This is a genomic window from Guyparkeria sp. WRN-7 (assembly GCF_001641825.1).
In the GTDB taxonomy this organism is placed as follows: domain Bacteria; phylum Pseudomonadota; class Gammaproteobacteria; order Halothiobacillales; family Halothiobacillaceae; genus Guyparkeria.
Genome location: NZ_LRFH01000017.1, coordinates 40,701 through 59,635, shown reverse-complemented (window position 1 = coordinate 59,635; position 18,935 = coordinate 40,701). Strand labels below are relative to the sequence as shown.

General features: G+C 65.5%; 17 protein-coding genes. 12 read left to right on the top strand and 5 right to left on the bottom strand.

Annotated features, from left to right (window positions below):
- Positions 1 to 29 precede the first annotated feature (29 nt).
- From AWR35_RS10050 to AWR35_RS10040, 3 genes are all read right to left on the bottom strand, one after another.
- Positions 30 to 2,174 carry a methyl-accepting chemotaxis protein gene (locus tag AWR35_RS10050; RefSeq protein ID WP_058575829.1) on the bottom strand — a complete coding sequence of 715 codons (2,145 nt, stop codon included), beginning with the start codon at positions 2,172 to 2,174 and terminating at the stop codon, positions 30 to 32.
- A 451-nt stretch (positions 2,175 to 2,625) separates the two neighbouring features.
- The gene (locus AWR35_RS10045; RefSeq protein ID WP_231723596.1) at positions 2,626 to 3,363 is read right to left on the bottom strand and encodes a ThiF family adenylyltransferase; all 738 of its coding nucleotides are present in this window, start codon (positions 3,361 to 3,363) and stop codon (positions 2,626 to 2,628) included.
- 15 nt (positions 3,364 to 3,378) lie between these two features.
- On the bottom strand, positions 3,379 to 4,194 hold the full coding sequence (locus AWR35_RS10040) for a TatD family hydrolase (RefSeq protein WP_058575828.1): 816 nt from the start codon (positions 4,192 to 4,194) through the stop codon (positions 3,379 to 3,381).
- A gap of 148 nt (positions 4,195 to 4,342) precedes the next feature.
- On the opposite strand from AWR35_RS10040, the gene AWR35_RS10035 reads away from it, so the two are divergent.
- The 4 genes from AWR35_RS10035 (at position 4,343) to AWR35_RS10020 (ending at position 9,221) form a co-directional block, all read left to right on the top strand.
- Complete coding sequence (locus AWR35_RS10035; protein WP_058575827.1) at positions 4,343 to 5,182, top strand: MotA/TolQ/ExbB proton channel family protein; 840 nt, start codon at positions 4,343 to 4,345, stop codon at positions 5,180 to 5,182.
- Entirely contained in the window at positions 5,179 to 6,108 is a 930-nt protein-coding gene (locus AWR35_RS10030; protein WP_058575826.1) for an OmpA family protein, read from the top strand. The genes AWR35_RS10035 and AWR35_RS10030 overlap by 4 nt, the downstream gene beginning before the upstream one ends.
- The gene (locus AWR35_RS10025; RefSeq protein WP_058575825.1) at positions 6,105 to 6,566 is read left to right on the top strand and encodes an HIT family protein; all 462 of its coding nucleotides are present in this window, start codon (positions 6,105 to 6,107) and stop codon (positions 6,564 to 6,566) included. Before AWR35_RS10030 ends, AWR35_RS10025 begins: the two co-directional genes overlap by 4 nt.
- A gap of 78 nt (positions 6,567 to 6,644) precedes the next feature.
- The gene (locus AWR35_RS10020; RefSeq protein ID WP_058575824.1) at positions 6,645 to 9,221 is read left to right on the top strand and encodes an EAL domain-containing protein; all 2,577 of its coding nucleotides are present in this window, start codon (positions 6,645 to 6,647) and stop codon (positions 9,219 to 9,221) included.
- A gap of 108 nt (positions 9,222 to 9,329) precedes the next feature.
- Here AWR35_RS10020 and polA read toward each other — a convergent pair whose 3' ends face one another.
- Entirely contained in the window at positions 9,330 to 12,044 is a 2,715-nt protein-coding gene (gene polA, locus AWR35_RS10015; RefSeq protein ID WP_058575823.1) for a DNA polymerase I, read from the bottom strand.
- Positions 12,045 to 12,226: 182 nt separating this feature from the next.
- On the opposite strand from polA, the gene AWR35_RS10010 reads away from it, so the two are divergent.
- From AWR35_RS10010 to AWR35_RS09975, 8 genes are all read left to right on the top strand, one after another.
- On the top strand, positions 12,227 to 12,946 hold the full coding sequence (locus AWR35_RS10010) for a TIGR00730 family Rossman fold protein (RefSeq protein ID WP_058575880.1): 720 nt from the start codon (positions 12,227 to 12,229) through the stop codon (positions 12,944 to 12,946).
- Positions 12,947 to 12,988: 42 nt separating this feature from the next.
- Positions 12,989 to 13,966, top strand: a complete 978-nt coding sequence (locus tag AWR35_RS10005; RefSeq protein WP_058575822.1) for a homoserine kinase — start codon at positions 12,989 to 12,991, stop codon at positions 13,964 to 13,966.
- A complete protein-coding gene (locus tag AWR35_RS10000) occupies positions 13,963 to 14,526 on the top strand; it encodes a TRAP transporter small permease subunit (RefSeq protein WP_058575821.1) in 564 nt (187 codons plus the stop codon). The genes AWR35_RS10005 and AWR35_RS10000 overlap by 4 nt, the downstream gene beginning before the upstream one ends.
- 3 nt (positions 14,527 to 14,529) lie before the next feature.
- Positions 14,530 to 15,915 (top strand): TRAP transporter large permease subunit, encoded by a 1,386-nt coding sequence (locus AWR35_RS09995; protein ID WP_058575820.1) that lies wholly within the window; start codon positions 14,530 to 14,532, stop codon positions 15,913 to 15,915.
- On the top strand, positions 15,902 to 16,960 hold the full coding sequence (gene dusB, locus AWR35_RS09990) for a tRNA dihydrouridine synthase DusB (RefSeq protein WP_231723595.1): 1,059 nt from the start codon (positions 15,902 to 15,904) through the stop codon (positions 16,958 to 16,960). The genes AWR35_RS09995 and dusB overlap by 14 nt, the downstream gene beginning before the upstream one ends.
- A gap of 83 nt (positions 16,961 to 17,043) precedes the next feature.
- Positions 17,044 to 17,346, top strand: a complete 303-nt coding sequence (locus tag AWR35_RS09985) for a helix-turn-helix domain-containing protein (protein ID WP_058575878.1) — start codon at positions 17,044 to 17,046, stop codon at positions 17,344 to 17,346.
- Positions 17,347 to 17,713: 367 nt separating this feature from the next.
- Positions 17,714 to 17,893, top strand: a complete 180-nt coding sequence (locus AWR35_RS09980) for a hypothetical protein (protein ID WP_058575819.1) — start codon at positions 17,714 to 17,716, stop codon at positions 17,891 to 17,893.
- A 129-nt stretch (positions 17,894 to 18,022) separates the two neighbouring features.
- On the top strand, positions 18,023 to 18,346 hold the full coding sequence (locus tag AWR35_RS09975; protein WP_197408200.1) for a DUF423 domain-containing protein: 324 nt from the start codon (positions 18,023 to 18,025) through the stop codon (positions 18,344 to 18,346).
- Positions 18,347 to 18,423: 77 nt separating this feature from the next.
- Here the strand turns inward: AWR35_RS09975 and AWR35_RS09970 are convergent, their stop codons facing one another.
- Entirely contained in the window at positions 18,424 to 18,891 is a 468-nt protein-coding gene (locus AWR35_RS09970) for a cytochrome c (RefSeq protein ID WP_197408199.1), read from the bottom strand.
- Positions 18,892 to 18,935: the final 44 nt, after the last annotated feature.

The following is an 18,935-nucleotide window of genomic DNA, read 5'->3' as shown; positions in this document are numbered from 1 at the left end:
CGCGGCGCAATCACCGCGCTCCCCTCCTCTCAGCGCTGCGTGACCTGGAACTGCCCCACCAGCTGGTGCAGCTTGTTGGCCGTGTGGCCGACCAGTTCGGAGCTGTTCTTCAGCCCACCGATCTCCTGGTTCATGTCCGTGGTGACATCCGCGACGCTGCGCACGGTGTTGCCGTGCTGTTGTCCGCTTTCGTCGATCTCCTTGATGATGCCGAACATCTCCTGAACGATGTCGTGCAGCCCGGAGTTGTCCGACGAGGCATCCTCGGCCAGCTTGAGGCTCTTGTCGACATCCTTGACGCCGTTTTCCATGAAGCCGACGGCCTGCTGGGTTTCCCGCTGAATGCCCTCGATCATCGTGCGGATGTCGTGGGTCGCGGTGGCCGTGCGCGCGGCGAGATTGCGAACCTCGTCCGCGACCACCGAGAAGCCACGCCCGTGTTCGCCCGCCCGGGCTGCCTCGATCGCGGCATTCAGGGCCAGCAGGTTGGTCTGGTCGGCGATCTCGGTGATCACCTGCACGATCTTGCCGATCTCGACGGTACGGCTGTCGAGCGAGTGCACCGTCTTGGCGGAGGTGTCCACCACGTCGCGAATCGCCTGGGTACCGGCACGAACCGATTCGAACTGACCCTTGGCATCGGCCACCACCTGGTCCATGGCCTGCTTCATCTGCTCGGCCGTACTGGCCGCACGCTGGATTTCATCTAGCTGACTCTCCACCAGCGACAGCATTTCGGAGGCGGCGTCGGACACGGTGGAGGAAGTCCGCTGCACCGTGCTGTTGCGTTCGAGCATGTCTTCGTTGGTCTGACGCACCTCGCCGGCGGCATCGATCACCTGGCCGACAATACCGTCGAGATTGTCGATGAAACTGTTGATCCAACGTCCCATGTCGCCAGTCTCGTCGGCGGCCATGCGTTCCGTATCCAGCCGCTGGCGCAGGTTGCCCTCGCCCTCGGCGATGGTCCGAATCACCTCGGTCATCTCGTTGAGACGTCCGGACAACCGCGCCGGGCCCAGCCGGTGGAACAGCCATGCACCGAAGAGCAGCATGCCGGCACCTACCGCGTCGATCAGCCAGGGCGACAGATCGGTCAGATGCCGCACGCCGGCCGTGGTACCGACCGTCAGCAGCACGGTGCCGAAATAGAGTCGCATCAGTCGGTTACTGACCGAACGGCGACGGTAGACCTCCTCCAGATCCCCCTCGCACATCATCCCCCAGCGATCCGGCGAACCGGGCAGCTGAAACGTCACTCCCTTGCCGATCACCGGAATATGGCGGTAGTCGGAATAGCCGGGATAGGTGATGAAGAGGTTTTCGCCCTTGCGCATGGTCTCGCGCACCCCCGGGTGGAGCTGCCCGGTGGCCGGGTCGGTGAATCGCAGCTCCAGTTCGGTGTGGTTCTGCACCTGCACGGTGCCGAACTTGGTATGGATGCCGCTCTTGAGGTTCTCGCCGTGAGCGAAGGTATCGTCCTCGAAGCGGGACCGGGACAGGGCCGTTCCCGGCTGGATGGTCGGGTCAAAGCGCGACTCGACCATGAACAGGTAGTTGTCGCCCGATTCCGGATAGATGTGGCCTGCCTCCCGCTGGATCAGGTCGCCGAGCACGTCGTTCGGCACCCGGCCGCAGACGCAGCCAAGCACTTCGCCGTCGCGCTCGATCGGCTGATAGAACATCAGCGTCACCGCATCGTGGAAGCGCGAGGTCGACGGGCCAAGCTCCAGCGTGCGCCGATCGCTGTAGGGACCGTGCAGGAACGGGTCCTTGAGCCCCTCCGTGACGGCACGCATGTCCAGGGAGTGCGCCCCGGGGCGGTGGCTATGACTGGAGGCAACGACTTCCCCGTCACGATCGATCACGAACAGTTCGGAGAAGTCCGGCGCGATATCGCGCTTTTCCTGCAGCAAGGTGGGCGTGATGTCCGGAAACCGCGCCGCCACCGTATCTGCCAGTCCACTCATATGATCCCACTGGTTCCGGGCCCAGAGTTGCAGCAATTTTTTCCGCGTCGCGGCAACGCCCTCGAACGTCTGCTCGACCGCCGGATACATCTTGCGGTTGAGAAAGCAGGACCAGCCCATGGCCAGCTTGCCGGTTCCGCCGAACCACGGCAGCCAGCGACGTTCGGCAGAAGAGAGATTCATCGAGTGACTTTTGAGATGCATACGTTTGCTAGGTTCCGGTGTAAAGGCGCCCCCTTTAGGCAAGAACCAAGCCAGCGCAAAAGCGCGCCATAGCGACATTTCGGACCGAATACGCACCACCCAAGTGCGTTTGTCACAAACGCCTCTCCGCGGCGCACCGCACTGGTGCATTACCACGCCAACGGGGGTGGCCTGTGCCGGGGCACAAGGCCGCGTCGCACCATCTCGGGCGGATATCGCCAGTGTTGTCAGGCGGGACAAGTCGACGCCGGCGGACAAGTCAGGGGAACCCTGCTTTTGAAGAGGAGGCTCATGCCGGTGCATGCGCGGCACGAAGTGGTATCAATTGGGAAGCGAGGAGCGCGCCGCGCGGACGCGGGGCATCAAGGCCGTGCGAGGCCTGGGGGATCGGTCGCTCTGTGCGGACCGCTACTGCCGGCAGATGCCCCGGGGAAGGGGCGAGGGCCCGGCCTTAGGCATCGCCCTCGAGCAGTCGGCGGATGATCTCGCCGGCCACCATGTGACCGAACAGGTTGGGCAGGTAGCTGATGGTGCCGTTGACGGCGCGTGGCTGGCTGCCGTCCTCGGTCGGCTGGTGCGGGGCAGGCTTGCGCGGCGGCTCGCTCGAGTAGACCACCGGAAAATCGACAGGCGCGCCCGCCTTCCTCAGCTTGCGGCGCAATACCGCACCCAGACCACAGCCGTGTACCCGATCGAGCCGACCGACGTGCATCTTGCGCGGGTCGATGCGATTGCCGGCCCCGAGCGCGGTGAACGTGCCGCGACCCTGCTCGCGAGCAACAGCCAGCAGACGCGCCTTGACGGCGATCGAGTCGATGCAGTCGGCGACGAATTGCGGCTGGTGTCGCTCGAGAAATCCCTCCACCCCCGAGACATCGAGGAATTCCGGGCTGGCGACCAGCTCGATGTCGTCGCGGATCGAGGCGAGGCGCTCGACCGCCACCTCCGCCTTGCCGCGCCCGAGCACGTCGCCGGTCGACAGCAGCTGGCGATTGAGGTTCGAGGCGGCGAAGGTGTCATGGTCGAGCAGGATCAACCGCCCCACCCCGGCGCGCGCCAGCGACTCGGCGGCCGCCCCGCCGACACCGCCCAGCCCGGCCACGAGCACCGTGGCTTGTCTGAGTCGTTGAATGCCCTCGTCTCCGATGAGCAGTTCGGTTCGTTCGTCGACGGGATTGATGGCAGTCACGCGATCTCGGTCCGATTAAGTGAATGGTCGGTCGACGGCATTGTAGCGAAGTCGACCCTTGAACAGCCGCTCGACATTGCGCTCAATCGTTTCGCCCAGTTCGTCCCTGTCCAGACCGCGCAGAGAGGCCAGCGCGCTCAGGTTCTCGGGCAGGTAACCGGGCATATTGCACTCGCCTCGGTGGGCGTGACCGGGCTGATTGGGCGCATCGGTCTCCAGCACCAGCGCCTCGAGCGGCAGTTCTCGCATCATCCGATGCATGCGGTGTGCGCCGGGATGCGTGATCGCCCCGCCCACACCAATGAATAACCCCTGTTCGATGAACTGCTCAGCCTGCTGACGCGACCCGGTGAAGCCATGCACCACCCCACCGGCGTGTTGCCGTCGCCGGAGCCAGTACAGCAACCGGTCGGCGGATTTGCGCTCGTGGAGGATCACGGGCAGGTCCCGCTCGGCCGCCCAGTCGAGCTGGGCGGTAAACAACGCGTTCTGCCGTTCGGCATCAATGTCGTCGCGCGCGAAGTCCAGACCGATCTCGCCAACAGCCACCGGGCGCTCATCATCGCCCCATGAGGCCTCAAGCGCCGAGATCGCCGCATTCGCGTCCACGCGCTCTGCCCACCACGGGTGCGTGCCGAACGCCGCCCAGGCCGAAAGCCCCTCCCGACGCGCCCCGGTCACCGCCCGACGCTGAGCGGCAAAGTCGGCCGGGGAGACGCCCACGGCGACCATGCCATTAACGCCGTGCTCGACGGCATGCTGGATCACGGCGGCCAGATCGTCACGAAAGGCGGCTGCCTCCAGGTGACAATGGGTATCGATCAACTCCATGGCGTTTCCGTCCTCCAATCCGAACCGGGCCCCTATCAAGAATGCCTCTCTCCGGCCGATGATAATGGCTAAGCAACGCCATTCCGCCCCAGGCTGCTAATGCTATCGTTTCCATTGCGAGCCTTCTGATCCCGAGGACTTCTGACCCGTGAATCCCAGTACGCTACTCGGCATGTTCATCGGCCTGGCCATCGTCGTCGGTGCCATCGGCCTGTCGGCGGAAGACCCGGCGAACTTTCTCAATCTGCCGGGCCTTCTGCTCGTGGTCGGCGGCACGGTCGCGGCCACCCTGGTGAGTTACCCCCTGCACGAGTTGCTGCGGGTCTTCCGCGTCTTCGGCATCGTGCTGAAGAACGAACGCCTGTACGCCGAGCGTGACATCAACGAGCTGGTCGAGGTCGCCAAGCTCAAGTTTCAGGGCCAGATCAATCGCGCCGACGAAAAGCTCAACCGGATCAAGAACCCCTTTCTCCGCTCCGGCATGCAGATGGTGCTCGACGGGGCCTCCAGCGAGGATCTGATCACCCTGATGCAGTGGCGCATCTCCCGCATGCGGGCCCGCGAACGCGCCGAGGCGCAGATCTTCCGCACCATGGCGACCTTCGCCCCGGCGTTCGGCATGCTGGGCACCCTGCTCGGCCTGATCAACATGTTGAGCGCGATGGATGCCGACCAGTTCGGCGCCATCGGCACCAACATGGCTCTGGCACTGATCACGACGCTCTACGGCATCCTGCTGTCGAACATGTTCTTCAAGCCGATCGCCCTCAAGCTCGAGCGGCGTACCGAGCAACGCGTGATGCTGATGAACATGATGGTCGAGGGCGTGCTCCTGATGCAGGAAGAGCGCTCGCCCGCCTTCATCCGCGAGACCTTGAGCTCGTTCCTCGCCCAGAGCGAAGACGAATTGCGTGACGGCGATCGCCGTCACGAGCGCAACTCGCGGCCGGCCTCGCCACGACATCGACCCAGGCGGGCCAGCGAATGACCACGGTCAACGCCGATCCGAGCCCGCATGACATCGAGCTTCAGGAGGCTCGCGTAGCCGCGGCAGCGCGCGAATCGGGCCGCCCCTGGAGCGAAGGCTGGGAGCCGGACGTCCGCCAGGTCGAAGACGACCAGTCCTACTGGTTGTTGACCATGGTCGATCTGATGACCCTGCTCCTGACACTGTTCGTGTTGCTGGCCGCCTATGCCTACCAGCAGAAGGCCGAGAACCCGATCGCCCCGGGCAGCGGGGCCCAGGTCGACCATCCCGCCAATACCGATCGGCCGGCGGCCAGCGACTCCAGTGGACAGATGGACCCGCCGAATGCCGTGACCGGTGGCAACCGACCCTATCCCGACGCCCGTACCGCCAGCGGCACTGCCCTGATTGGCGACCGGACCGACCGGATGCTGGGAGAATCGAACGAGGACGCCGCGCGCGCCACTGGCGAAGACATGGGCGGCTCCAACGACGGCGACCGCGCGCAGAGACTGGCCGGTCGTTTCGCGGACATGGGGGAAAGCGTCGAGGTCTCGACCATCGCCGACCGGGTACAGCTGCGCGTCAAGGACAACATCCTTTTCCCTACCGGCGAGGCAAGCCTCTCCGGTGCCGGGGAATCACTGCTGGGCGGGCTCGCCCGCCGGCTGGTCGGCAGTGACTACCGCATCACGGTCGAGGGGCATACGGACAACCGACCGATCGATACCTGGCGCTACCCCTCCAACTGGGAGCTCTCCGCCGCACGAGCGGCTGCGGTCGTCCGGCAACTGATCGACGCAGGCATCCGCCCGCAGCGACTGCACGCCGTCGGCCTGGCCGATACCCAGCCGATCGCGAGCAACGATAGCGCCGCCGGCCGAGCCGAGAACCGTCGGGTCGATCTGGTCCTCGAACTGCCCGCGAGCAAGGAGAACGCACCGTGAGCACGCCTCTCGTCCCCGATCCGGGCTGGGAACTGCATCCGCGCCTGAAGGCCGACAGTTTCCCGGTCATCGCCCACAACGGCCTACAATTTCGCCTGATCAACGACCGCCGTTTTGTCTGGCTGCTGATCGTCCCCATGCTCGAACATGCCGAGCAACTGCACGAGTTGCCGCCGTCCTGGCGCGAGCACACCCTCGCCGCCCTGGACGCGGCCAGCCGCACACTCGAGGCGCTCTACCAGCCGGAACGCATCAATGTCGGCGCCATCGGCAACCTCGTGCCACAGCTTCACGTACACTGTGTGGCACGTTTCCGCGACGATGCGGCCTGGCCGGGCGTGGTCTGGGGCGCGGGCGAGCGGGAACCGCTCCAGCCGCTCGATCTGCTCGGGCGGATCCAGCCGATAGCGGCTGGACTCGCCGCACGCCTTGCGCGAAACTTTGAGCGCACCGCATAGTCGAACGCTGGTGCTCGTCGGTCCGCACCCGGACCGGTACAACGGATTGCGATAGACCACGGAACCAGGACGACCCGCATGCGACTGCTCCCCCTGCCGCTACAGTTTCTGCTTTTCATCTTCCTGCAGCTGGCCCTGAGTGCCGGGCTGGTGTTCTATCTCGGCAATCTTGCCCAGTCGAACGTCGAGACCTTTGCCGAAGCGAGCCGCGGCTTCGTCGACACCCAGAAGTCGATCGAGCAGATCCGCGCTGACTACGCCAGTGTCGCCGCCAAGGTCGAACGAACCGTCGCCGGCTTCCAGCCGGGCGGCCGGCACGATGTCACCGAACTGCGCAGCGAGCTCAACCAGATCGCTACGACCGTTCGCGGCAGCGTCTCGCTGGCACCACTTCGGGACAATCACCCCGGCGCGGTGAATCGCCTGGCCGACGCGATCGAGTCCCAGGCCGACGCACTGGTCGAGGCCAGTCAGAACGTTCCCTCCGCGGATCGTGCCGAGGTGGCGCGCATCCAGGCACGGCTTGCCGATCAGCGCGCCCGCATCATGAGCGCGGGTTTCGGTGAACTGATCGAGGCGGCAAACCAGGAGCTGGAAACCACCATGCGGGCGATTCGTGGCGCCAATGCCGCAGTCACCGGCAACTATCAACTGGTACTGATAGCGTTCGTCGGGCTGCAGGCCTTGCTGTTGATGGTGGTCCTCTGGCTGACCAACCGCCAGATCCGCCAGCTGGCCGATATCACCGAGCGGATCGTCGCCGGCAAGCAGGCCTCCGCCGGCTCGCAGCAGAAGCGTCGCGACCAGCTGGGTCGCATCGCGCGCGCCGTGCAGCAGTTCCGCAGCTCACTGGTCAGCCTGTCGAATTCGCGCGAACAGCTCCAGGCGATGCTCAAGAAGCACGACAAGGAAGCCCTCAGCCGTCGCCGTGCCGAGGGCTCCCTGGCGCTGACCGCGTCGGTCTTCGACGAGGTCCAGGAGGCCGTTCTGGTTACCGACATCCACGGCTACGTCACCCGCTCGAATCCCGCGGCCGAGAAGCTGCTCGCCATGACCACCCAGCAGCTCTCCGAGCGACCGCTGCTGGAGATCCTGCTGCACCAGCCCGGCAAGGTGATCGCGCCGATCTGGAAGCATGTCCTGGAAAAGGGCGAATGGCGCAGCGAGATCGAGTTCACGCGAGATGACGACGACAAGCCCCTGATTGCCCTGGTATCGATCCGCCTTGTCGGTGAACCGCGCGAAGGTCGCGGCCACGTCATCGTGGTGATCAACGATCACACCGAAATCCGCGCCCGTGAGCGCGAGATCCTCGCCCTGGCCCGGCTCGATCGAGTCACCGACCGGCTCAACCGGGGCTATTTCGTCCAGCAGGTCGACATGCTGATCCGCACCGAACCCGACCAGCCGTTCGCCCTGGTCTCCATCGGCCTGGATGGCTTCACGGCCTTCAACGAAGCACTGGGGCGGCGCTTCGGCGACCGCATCCTGCGGGTGATGGGCGACCGACTGGCCGAGATCACCGAACCGCGCTCGCAGCTGGCGCGCATCGACGGCGACGAGTTCGCCTTCCTGGTATTCGCCGACGACTCCGCCACGCTCGAGGAGCGGGTGGATGTCGCCATGGAGGCGGCCCACAACCACGTCACCAAACGGGTCGAGCTGGCCGGCTACCGTCTCGACATCCGCGCCAGCGTGTCCTCCGCCCACTACCCGGCCGAAGGCAAGACGGCCGAGGAATTGCTGCGGATCACCGACAACGGGCTCTCGCAGGCCAAGAGCGAAGGTGGCAATCGCATCGTCGGTCACGCCGAGGGGCATACCCAGGCCGCGGAGCGCCGCTTCGAACTCACCCAGGCGCTGGGCAAGGCACTGGGCAACCGCGAGATGCGCGTGCACTACCAGCCGCAGGTATCCCTGGCCAGCGGTGCCCTGCTGGGCTTCGAGGCCCTGATGCGCTGGCGCTATCGTGGTGACTGGATCTCGCCGGCCGAATTCATCCCGCTGGCCGAGGAACACAACCTCATCGGCGAGTTCACCGAGTGGGCCCTGAACAACGCTTGCCGCCGTATCGCCGACTGGCAGCGCCAGGCAGGCCAGGAATTCAGCATCTCGATCAACATGCCGCCGCAGCTGTTGCTGCTCGACCGGATCGGCGAGCGCCTGGTCGAAATCGCCCGCAAGGCCAACCTGCCGACCTCCTCGGTCGTTCTCGAAATCACCGAGAGTGACTTCGGCTCGGACCCGACCCTGCTGGCCGAACAGCTGCACTCGCTGGCCATGCAGGGCTTCTCGATCGCAATCGACGACTTCGGGACGGGACACTCCTCACTCGCCTACCTCAACAACCTGCCGATCTCCAAGCTCAAGGTCGACAAGCAGTTCGTCGACGAGATCGTACGCAGCGAGGACGCCCGCAAGCTCCTGGGCTCCATCCTCGCCATGGCCGAGAAGCTCGAGTTCGAGGTGGTGATCGAGGGCGTGGAGACACCGCAGCAACTGGTCGAGCTGCGCAAGTTCGGCAGCCGCCTGCAGATCCAGGGCTTCGTCTTCTCCCGACCCTTCGACGAGGACTACTGGGACGGCGAATTCATGCACGGCAAGGCACCTCACTACCCGGTACCGGAGGTCCAGCCGAGCCGAAAAACCGAATAGGCGACCCGCCGCCCTCTCCCGGGCCAGCCGCCCCCTTGACGAAGAAAGCCCGCCCGGACGGCATCCAGGCGGGCTTTTCTTTTTGGGCAACGCTTGGGCGAACCGTTCTTAGTGCGCCTCGTCCCAGCTCGTGCCGATACCGATGCCCACTTCCAGCGCCACCCGCAGGTCGGCGGCCGCGATCATGGTCCGTTCGATCTCCCGAGCCAGCGTTTCGGCCTCCTCGGCCGGCACCTCGAAGATCAGTTCGTCATGCACCTGGATGATCATACGGGCCTTGCCAGCGTCGACCACCTGTTCCTGCAGCGCGAGCATCGCCCGCTTGATGATGTCCGCGGCCGTGCCCTGCATGGGCGCGTTGATCGCCGTTCGCTCGGCATACTGTCGACGCTGGCCGTTGCGGCTCTTGAGCTCCGGCAGATACAGACGCCGACCGAAGACTGTCTCGACATAGCCGCGCTCGTGGGCCCGCTTGCGCGTCTCGTCCATGTAGCGGGCCACGCCGGGATAACGGGCAAAGTAGCGATCGATGTAGTCCTGCGCCTCGGTACGCCCCACGCCGATCTGGCGCGCCAGACCGAAAGCGGACATGCCGTAGATCAGACCAAAGTTGATCGCCTTGGCCGCGCGGCGCTGCTCGTCGCTGACCTCGCCCCCGTCGGCGAACACCTCGCGGGCGGTTGCCCGATGGATGTCCTCGCCGTGTGCGAAGGCCGTCAGCAGGCCCTCGTCGCCGGACAGGTGCGCCATGATGCGCAACTCGATCTGCGAGTAGTCCGCCGAGATCAGCTTGTGACCGGGCGAGGCGACGAACGCCTTGCGGATCCGCCGCCCCTCCTCGGTCCGTATCGGGATGTTCTGCAGGTTGGGGTTCGATGACGACAAGCGGCCGGTGGCAGTGACCGCCTGGTGGAACATGCTGTGCACACGCCCGGTGGTCGGATCGATGCGCTCGGGCAGCCGGTCGATGTAGGTGCTCTTGAGTTTGGTCAGGCCGCGGTAGTCGAGGATCAGTTGCGCGAGCGGGTGATCCTCCACCAGCGCCGAGAGCGCCTCCTCGTTGGTCGACGGTTCGCCCTTGGGCGTCTTGACCTTCACCGGCAGACCCATGCGCTCGAACAGGATCGCCTTCAACTGCTTGGTCGAACCGAGATTGAACGCCTCGCCGACGATCTCGTGCGCTTGCGATTCGATTGCCGTAATCCGCTCTCCTATCGCCTCGCCCTGGCGCGCCAGTTCCTCGCTGTCGATTGCGACACCGGCGCGCTCCATCGAGAACAGGACCGATACCAGCGGCCGCTCGATCTCCTCGTAGACCGACATGAGGGACGACTCCTGGGCGAGCTTCGCCCGCAACCGGTCGGCCAGCTGCAGAGTGATGTCCGCATCCTCGGCGGCATACGGCGAGGCGACATCGAGTTCGATCTGGTCGAAGGTCAGCTGCTTGGCGCCCTTGCCGGCGATCTCCTCGAAGGTGGTGGTCTGGTGCGACAGCTCGCGGGCGGCCAGCGTGTCCATGTCGTGGCGCGAGGCGGTCGGGTCGAGCACGTAGGACTCGAGCATGCTGTCGTCGACCAGCCCGCGCAGCGTAATGCCGTGATTCGCCAGTGCGTGCATGTCGAACTTGGCGTTCTGCAGGATCTTGGTGGGGCGATCGTCCTCGAGCCACGGCTTGAGGCGGGCGAACACGGCCTCACGGTCCAGTTGCGGCTCGACCCGCTCGCCATGCGCATCGACGTGAGCCAGCGGCACATAGATCGCCTCGTGCGGCTCGACAGCGAACGACAGGCCCACGACCGCCATCTGCATCGGCTCGAGCGAGTTGGTCTCGGTATCGAAGGCGACACGCGGGGCCGCCTCGATCTTCTCGATCCACTCGTCCAGCGCCGCCATGTCGCTCACCGTGCGGTAGTCGACCTCGGGACGCTCGGCGATTTCCGCAGGTGATTCGCCCTCGGCAAGCCCCTGCTCGCCGAACCAGCGCCGCAAGGTATTCAGGCCGTAACGGTCGGCCATGGCCAATCCGGTCTGCACGTCCGGGGCCTCGATCACCAGATCATTGAGCTTGACCGGCAGTTCGCAATCGGTGCGGATCGTGACCAGTTCGCGACTGGTGGGCAGGAATTCGAGCGAATCACGCAGCGATTGCCCGACCTTGCCCTTGATCTCCTCGGCATGGGCGATGATCTCGTCGAGCGAGCCGTACTGGTTGATCCACTTGGTGGCCGTCTTCGGCCCGCAGCCGGGCACGCCAGGAATGTTGTCGACCTTGTCGCCCACCAGCGCGAGGAAGTCGATGAACTGCGCCGGGCTGATGCCGTACTTTTCCTCGACCGCCGCGACGTCGGTGGTCTTGTTGCTCATGGTGTTGACCAGCGTCACGCTCGGGGCGACCAGCTGGGCGAAATCCTTGTCCGCGGTGGCGACGATCACCTCCTCGTCGTTCTCGCGCGCCTCGTGCATCAGGGTGCCGATCACGTCGTCGGCCTCCACTCCCTCGACGCACAGCAGCGGGAAACCCAGGGCACGCACCAGGGCATGGACCGGCTCGATCTGCACCCGCAGATCGTCCGGCAACGGCGGCCGGTGGGCCTTGTACTCGGGGTAGATGTCGTCACGAAAGGTCTTGCCCGGGGCGTCGAAGACCACTGCCATGTGGCTGGGATCGGCCTCGCGACGCATCTTCAACAGCATGTTGATCACGCCGTGCATCGCGCCGGTGGGCGTACCGTCGGGCGCGTTGAGCGGCGGCAGGGCGTGGAAGGCGCGGAACAGGAAGGAACTGCCGTCGACGAGAATCACGGGTCCGTTGCGATCGGACATGGTAGGATTTGCCCCTTTGAAACCGTGGGTTGGGATGGCCGGCCGCGAGCCCGGACGCGGCTTTCGGCGCATCGACGGAACTCGCGCAGGCGGTGTCCTTGGATGCCGATACTATGCCACAGGCCGGCCTGTCGTCGGCCGACCCGACCCGGTTCGAACCCGATCGCCAACAGCCTCCGTCCATGAGCAGAAAGCTACCCAATCACCCGACCCGGCTGGATCAGCAGCAGCGACTTTCCCAGGAATCGTGGAAGGTCTTCCAGATCATGGCCGAGTTCGTCCACGGCTACGAGACCCTCGCAAGCATCGAGCCGGCGGTCAGCATCTTCGGCTCGGCGCGCTACAACGAGGACAACCCCTGGTACGGCTTGACCGTCGAGGTGGCCGAGAAGCTGTCCAATGCCGGTTTCTCGGTCATCTCCGGCGGTGGGCCGGGGATCATGGAGGCGGCCAACAAGGGTGCCCAGGCCGGCGGCGCGCCCAGCGTCGGCCTGAACATCGCCCTGCCCCACGAGCAGAAGGACAACGCCTACCAGGACGTGTCGCTGCATTTCCAGCACTTCTTCGCCCGCAAGGTGATGTTCGTCAAGCACGCATCGGCCTACGTGGTCATGCCGGGCGGTTTCGGCACGCTCGACGAGCTGGCCGAGATCCTCACGCTGGTGCAGACCGGCAAGTCGCGCCGCATCCCGATCATCCTGGTGGGCTCGGACTTCTGGCAGGGCCTGATCGACTGGTTCCGGGCGCAGCTGCTCGGCGAGAAGACCATCGCCGAAGAGGACATGGACCTGTTCACCCTCTGCGACACGGCCGAGGAGGCGGTGGACGCGATCTTCGATTTCTATCGCAACCGCGGCGTCACGGCGACCGAGGAAGAACAGCAGAAGCTGCTCGATCTCTGACCCGGGCCCCGAAGCAAACTTTCCACAGCAGACGAGACCGTCATGTCGGTTTTTACCAAGGTCGATACCGATCAGCTTCAAACCTTTCTGCAACAATTCGATTGCGGCGAGCTGATCGAGCACCGGGGCATTGCCGCGGGCATCGAAAACACAAACTACTTCGTCACCACCACCGGCGGGCGCTTTGTGCTGACCCTGTTCGAGAACCACGGTGCCGACGAGTTGCCGTTCTTCCTCGACCTGATGGCCTATCTGGCCGAGCACGACATCCCGACGGCCCATCCGGTGCCCACGCGTGACGGAGCCTACCTGACCGAGCTGAATGACCGCCCGGCGGCACTGGTCCAGCGCCTCACCGGCGGCTCGCTCGACCACCCGGACCCGGCCGCCTGTGCCGAGATCGGGCGTACGCTGGCGCGTTTCCACCGCGTCTCGGCCGACTTCCCCGAATACCGGGCCCCGGACCGCGACCTGGCCTGGGCCGAACAGGTCGCGGTACAACTCGACGAACGAGCGAAAGACGACGAGCGCGCCCTCTTGGCCGACGAACTCGCCTTTCAGCGCGGTCAGTCCCGTGACGGGCTGCCACGCGGGGCCATCCACGCCGACCTGTTCCGCGACAATGCCCTGTTCGAGGACGGCGAACTCACCGGCATCATCGACCTCTACTACGCCTGCACCGACGCCTTCGCCTACGATCTCGCCGTCACCCTCAACGACTGGTGCGTCGACGAAAGCGGCCACTCCCGTCCGGCCGAGCGTGACGCCCTGCTCGCCGCCTACCTCGCCGAACGTCCGTTCACCGCCGCCGAACAGGCGGCCTGGCCGGGACTGCTGCGTGCCGCGGCCCTGCGTTTCTGGGTCTCGCGTATGCAGGACCAGTACTTCCCGCGTGCCGCCGAGATGACCTACATCAAGGACCCGGCACCGTTCCGCCGCATCCTCGAGGCCCACCGTGAAGCGGGCGCCAACACCGACGACTGGATCTCGAGCAACCAGCCGAGGGAGTCGCACGCATGAGCGAGGCACGCCCTAGCCGCCTCACTGCGCTGGTCGACCGCCTCGACCGCGTCAACGAGTGGGTCGGGCGAGTGACCGCCTGGCTCGGCCTGCTGCTCACGCTGACGGTGTTCGGCGTGGTGGCCCTGCGCTACGGCCTGTCCGACAGCAACCAGTGGCTTTCGGAATCGATCTACTACTGGTTCGCGCTGATGTTCATGCTCGGCATGGGCTACACCTATCGCCACGACGGTCACGTGCGGGTCGACGTCCTCTCCCGCAATGCCTCACCGCGCCGGCGCGCCTGGGTCGAGATCGTCGGCATCGTGCTGCTGCTGTGGCCGGTATGCCTGTTCATCGCCATCAGCAGTCTCGAGTACGTCGGCAACAGCTGGGCGATGCGCGAGGGCTCGCCGGAGCCCGGCGGCATCCCGTTGCTCTATCTATTGAAAACCCTGCTGATCGTGATGCCGGCGCTGCTGTTCTGGCAAGGACTGGTCGAGTTGCTGCGACACGTGGTGCAACTGCGCCACCAGTCGCCGACCGAACCGGACCACGGCTCGATCGAGGAGGGAATGTAAGCCATGGAGTGGTTGCTTCTCCTGATGGTCCTGACCGTGTTCGCCGCCCTGCTGAGCGGCTTTCCGGTCGCCTTCACGCTCGCCGGCGTCTCGCTACTGTTCGCCGGGCTGGGCACCCTGCTCGGCCAGTTCGACTACGCCCTGCTGGGCGCGACCCCGAACCGGCTGTTCGGCATCATGCTCAACCAGACGCTGGTGGCCGTGCCGCTGTTCGTGCTCATGGGCGTGCTGCTGGAAAAGGCGCGCGTGGCCGACGATCTGCTCGAGAACATGAGCGCGCTGTTCGGCCGGCGCCCCGGTGGGCTGGGCCTGTCGATGATGCTGGTCGGGGCGATCCTCGCTGCCAGCACCGGCATCGTCGGCGCGACCGTCGTCACGCTCGGTCTGATCGCCCTGCCCGTCATGCTGCGCCGCGGCTACGACCCGCGCTTGGCCAGCGGCTCGGTAGCTGCGGCCGGCACCCTCGGCCAGATCATCCCGCCGTCGATCATCCTGGTGCTGCTCGGCGACCAGCTCTCCAACGCCTACACACAGGCCCAGCTGGAACAGGGCATCTTCTCGCCGGAAACGGTCGCCGTCGGTGACCTGTTCAGCGGCGCGCTCATTCCGGGCCTGATTCTCGTCGGCGCCTATGCCGCCTACATCCTGTTCATTGCCTGGCGTCAGCCCGAACGCGTGCCGGGCCTGACCGAGGCGGAGCTCGCCCAGCGTCCGCCGATCGGACGCCTGCTGCTGGCACTCGCCCCACCCATCCTACTGATCGTGCTGGTGCTGGGCTCGATCATGGGCGGGATCGCCACCCCGACAGAGGCCGCCGGCGTTGGCGCCGTCGGCGCATTGCTGCTCGCACTGGCGAAGCGACGGCTTACCTGGGCGGTCCTTCACGACAGCCTGACCGCGACCCTGCGCGTGACGGCGATGGTGTTCATGATCTTCATCGGTGCCTCGATCTTCTCGCTGGTCTTCCGCGGCTTCGGGGGGGACGCGCTGGTCCACGACCTGCTTTCCGGCCTGCCGGGCGGGGCCATGACCGCGCTGCTGCTGGTGATGGTGATCGTCTTTTTGCTGGGCTTCATGCTCGATTTCATCGAGATCACCTTCGTCGTGGTGCCGATCGTCGCCCCGGTGCTGCTGATGATGGGCATCGACCCGGTCTGGCTGGGCGTGCTGCTAGCCGTGAACCTGCAGACGAGCTTTCTCACGCCGCCGTTCGGCTTCTCGCTGTTCTACCTGCGCGGCGCGGCGCCGGCCAGCATCGAGACACGCCAGATCTATCGCGGCGTGCTGCCGTTCATCGCCATCCAGATCGCGGTCATCGCCCTGTTGGTGCTGTTCCCCGATCTCGTGACCTGGTTGCCGGAAAGCCTTGACGTGCGTGGCCACCAGTAAGCCGGCAACCGGCTCACGACTGCAGCCGATCGAGCTGATCGGCCGCGACGAGCGGGTCCGTGTCGACTTCCCGCTGGCGCTGGCGCCGATGGCCGGGATATCCGACCGCCCGTTCCGCCAACTGTGCCGTGATCAGGGCGCCGGGCTGGTGATCAACGAGATGGTCAGCAGCAAGCCCGAGCTGCGCAACACGCGCAAGAGCGAACAACGCCGGCTGCGCCGCGACGACCCCGAGCCGCGCGCCGTGCAGTTGCTGGGCAACGACCCGGCGGATCTCGCCCAGGCGGCGCGGCAGGCCCATGCAGACGGCGCGCAGATCATCGATCTCAACTTTGGTTGCCCGGCCAAGAAGGTCTGCCGCAAGGCGGCCGGTTCGGCCCTGATGGCGGAGCCCGACACCGTCGCCCGCCTGCTGGAGGCCGCCGTCGAGGCGGTGCCCTGCCCGGTCACGCTCAAGATGCGCACCGGTCCGGACGACTCGCATCGCAACGCGCCCGAAATCGCCCGGATCGCCGAGGATGCCGGCATCGCCATGCTGAGCATCCACGGCCGAAGCCGGGAACAGAAATACGCCGGGTCGGCGGAATACGAGACCATCGCCAGAGTGGTGGGCGAGCGCGGCATCCCGGTACTTGCCAACGGTGACATCGACTCGGTGGATCGTGCCTTCACGGTCCTCGAAGCAACCCAGGCGGCCGGTCTCATGGTCGGCCGGGCAGCCTTCGGTCGCCCCTGGCTATTCGCCCAGCTGCGCGCCGCTCTCGAGGGTCGACCGGTGCCCGCCGAGCCCGATCCGCGCGAGATCATGGGGTTCGTTCGAGAGCAATTCGAGAATATTTATTCCCATTACGGAAATATGATGGGTGTTCGCATCGCGAGGAAGCACTGGGGGTGGTATTCTTCTCGGCTCCCGATTGAGGTAGGGATGCGCAAAGAGTTCAATCGACTGGAGACCATCGAGTCCCAGCGAGATTGGCTCGACCGGCGGGAAGCCGATCTTCAAGGCTTGTCGCAACGGCATCCCGAACCGACCGATCAACGCTGATCGGTCGACAGGTCGGCCAGCCCGCGAACACGATTCGCCGCGCTGGCCGGGGTCTCCGCCAAGCCGTGTTGCGTTCCATCACCATGACCTATTCCGCCAGCACATCCGCCGACACCGCTCCCGCCCTCAACGGAACCGCTCGCCGAGCGGCCGAATGCCATCATGACGTGCAAGAGACCATCATCGACGCGCTCGACATCCTCTGGGACGCGTTCGAAGAAGATCAGCCGAGCAATCTCTACCAGCTGGTGATGGGCCAGGTCGAACGTCCGCTGCTGGCCCGGGTCCTCGAACGCTGCGATCACAACCAGAGCCGCGCGGCGGCCTGCCTGGGCATCAACCGCAGCACCCTGCGAAAGAAACTGCGCGACCACGACCTGATCTGAGCGACCAGCAACCGCTGTCCGGCCATCTGTCTATCCGCTCTGCCCCGCCCCAAACGACACGCCAAACGGTCCACCGACCGGCAGCTGTTGCATGCGTGCAAAAGGCCGCCCGACCACACCCCGGACCGGATCGAAATTTCGCTTTGCCACCCCGAGAAAACGCGGTATAAACCGCCGGAAATCGGCTGGTCAGCCCCGGGAGTCGGGGTGCCGGCCCGGAAGGCACGATGGGCTGCGGCCTGCCTCCGGGTTCCATGATGGCCTGAAGGGATTCCGGCGCTCGACGCCTTTGCCATGACCGTCGATCGATGCCAACGCGACGCGGCTTGCCGCCCGCCTTGAACGTATTGATCTCGGGGAGACCGACATGAGCAAGGAAACCGACTACCAGGATCTCGACGATGCCTGGGACGAAGACGACTCGACCGACGAAGTGGAAAACGACAACCTGCTGGAGAGCATCGCCGGCCACAAGGATGCCCGCCGGCGTCTCGAGGACATGCTGGAAGAGCGACGACTGCGCGCCTCGATGGACGACGATTTCTGAGACCATCGAAACCGGCCACCCCCACCCCGTTGACCGGAATTGCCGATGACCGATGCGCCAACTGATTCCCCTCGGACCACCGACCGTCTTGTACTGGCCGGTGGACTGGTCAGCGGCCTGGTGGCGGTCATGTTTGCTGCGGTCGGTGCACACGGACCGCTCGCACCCGCCGACCCCGTTACGCAGCGCCAACTGGATATCGCCACCCTGTTCCACCTCGTTCACAGCCTGGCACTGATGATCCTTGCCCTGTGGCCATCGGGCCGGCGCTGGCGACGCGGCATCGCCCTCAGCTGGCTTGCCGGCATCGTGCTGTTCGCGGGCAGTCTCTATGGTCTGACGCTGTTCGCCACGCCCTGGCCGGGTGCACTGACGCCGTTGGGTGGCCTGCTGCTGATGCTGGGGTGGCTGGCCTGGCTCGTCGCCACGCTGGGCGCAGACCGGACTCGCTGACACAACGAACAAAAAACCCGGCGTCCGCTTGATGGCGGTCCGCCGGGCTGTCTCGCCGCTCGATAGAGAACCGGCGGCTAGTCCTTCATGTAGAAATGCTGGCGAAAGTCGTCACGGAAGCTCGCGTGACAATCGAGGCAGGAGGACTGCAACCGGGCGAAGGCGTTGATCACCTCGCGGCCGTCTTCCTGTTCGGCCACCTCGGCCAGTTCCGCCGCGGTCTGATGCACGGCCTTGTCATATTTCGCGAACTCGGCGTGACGATCACCGGTAAACGCCTTGATTTTGGCGCGCTCCTCGGCCGGCGGCCGCGGGTGGTCCGCGATCAACCGTGCCTCACGGGCCACCCAGGCCCAGTCCTCGTGGTTGATCGCCTGAACGATCCGTTGCGTGTGCTCGCCGAGTTCCTCCATTATCTCGTGAAACTCGTGCACCCCACCGTGGTCATCCTCGTCCTCGCTCGCGCCGACCGGGCCGGCCAGCAGGGCCGGCACCATCAGCAAGACGAAAAGAGCGCCGCCGCGCGGCATCGTAGGTCGTTTCATGGCCGGTTCACCTCCATTACGTGGGCCGCGATTCATTGCGAGGA

What these genes read in the sequence shown, in the direction of transcription:
- AWR35_RS10030 (WP_058575826.1), top strand. Translation starts at nt 5,179, where the DNA reads ATGACCACGGTCAACGCCGATCCGAGCCCGCATGACATCGAGCTTCAG.
- AWR35_RS09970 (WP_197408199.1), bottom strand. Translation starts at nt 18,891, where the DNA reads ATGAAACGACCTACGATGCCGCGCGGCGGCGCTCTTTTCGTCTTGCTG.
- AWR35_RS09995 (WP_058575820.1), top strand. Translation starts at nt 14,530, where the DNA reads ATGGAGTGGTTGCTTCTCCTGATGGTCCTGACCGTGTTCGCCGCCCTG.
- AWR35_RS09975 (WP_197408200.1), top strand. Translation starts at nt 18,023, where the DNA reads ATGTTTGCTGCGGTCGGTGCACACGGACCGCTCGCACCCGCCGACCCC.
- AWR35_RS10040 (WP_058575828.1), bottom strand. Translation starts at nt 4,194, where the DNA reads ATGGAGTTGATCGATACCCATTGTCACCTGGAGGCAGCCGCCTTTCGT.
- AWR35_RS10005 (WP_058575822.1), top strand. Translation starts at nt 12,989, where the DNA reads ATGTCGGTTTTTACCAAGGTCGATACCGATCAGCTTCAAACCTTTCTG.
- AWR35_RS09980 (WP_058575819.1), top strand. Translation starts at nt 17,714, where the DNA reads ATGAGCAAGGAAACCGACTACCAGGATCTCGACGATGCCTGGGACGAA.
- polA (WP_058575823.1), bottom strand. Translation starts at nt 12,044, where the DNA reads ATGTCCGATCGCAACGGACCCGTGATTCTCGTCGACGGCAGTTCCTTC.
- AWR35_RS10050 (WP_058575829.1), bottom strand. Translation starts at nt 2,174, where the DNA reads ATGCATCTCAAAAGTCACTCGATGAATCTCTCTTCTGCCGAACGTCGC.
- AWR35_RS10000 (WP_058575821.1), top strand. Translation starts at nt 13,963, where the DNA reads ATGAGCGAGGCACGCCCTAGCCGCCTCACTGCGCTGGTCGACCGCCTC.
- AWR35_RS10010 (WP_058575880.1), top strand. Translation starts at nt 12,227, where the DNA reads ATGAGCAGAAAGCTACCCAATCACCCGACCCGGCTGGATCAGCAGCAG.
- AWR35_RS09985 (WP_058575878.1), top strand. Translation starts at nt 17,044, where the DNA reads ATGACCTATTCCGCCAGCACATCCGCCGACACCGCTCCCGCCCTCAAC.
- AWR35_RS10020 (WP_058575824.1), top strand. Translation starts at nt 6,645, where the DNA reads ATGCGACTGCTCCCCCTGCCGCTACAGTTTCTGCTTTTCATCTTCCTG.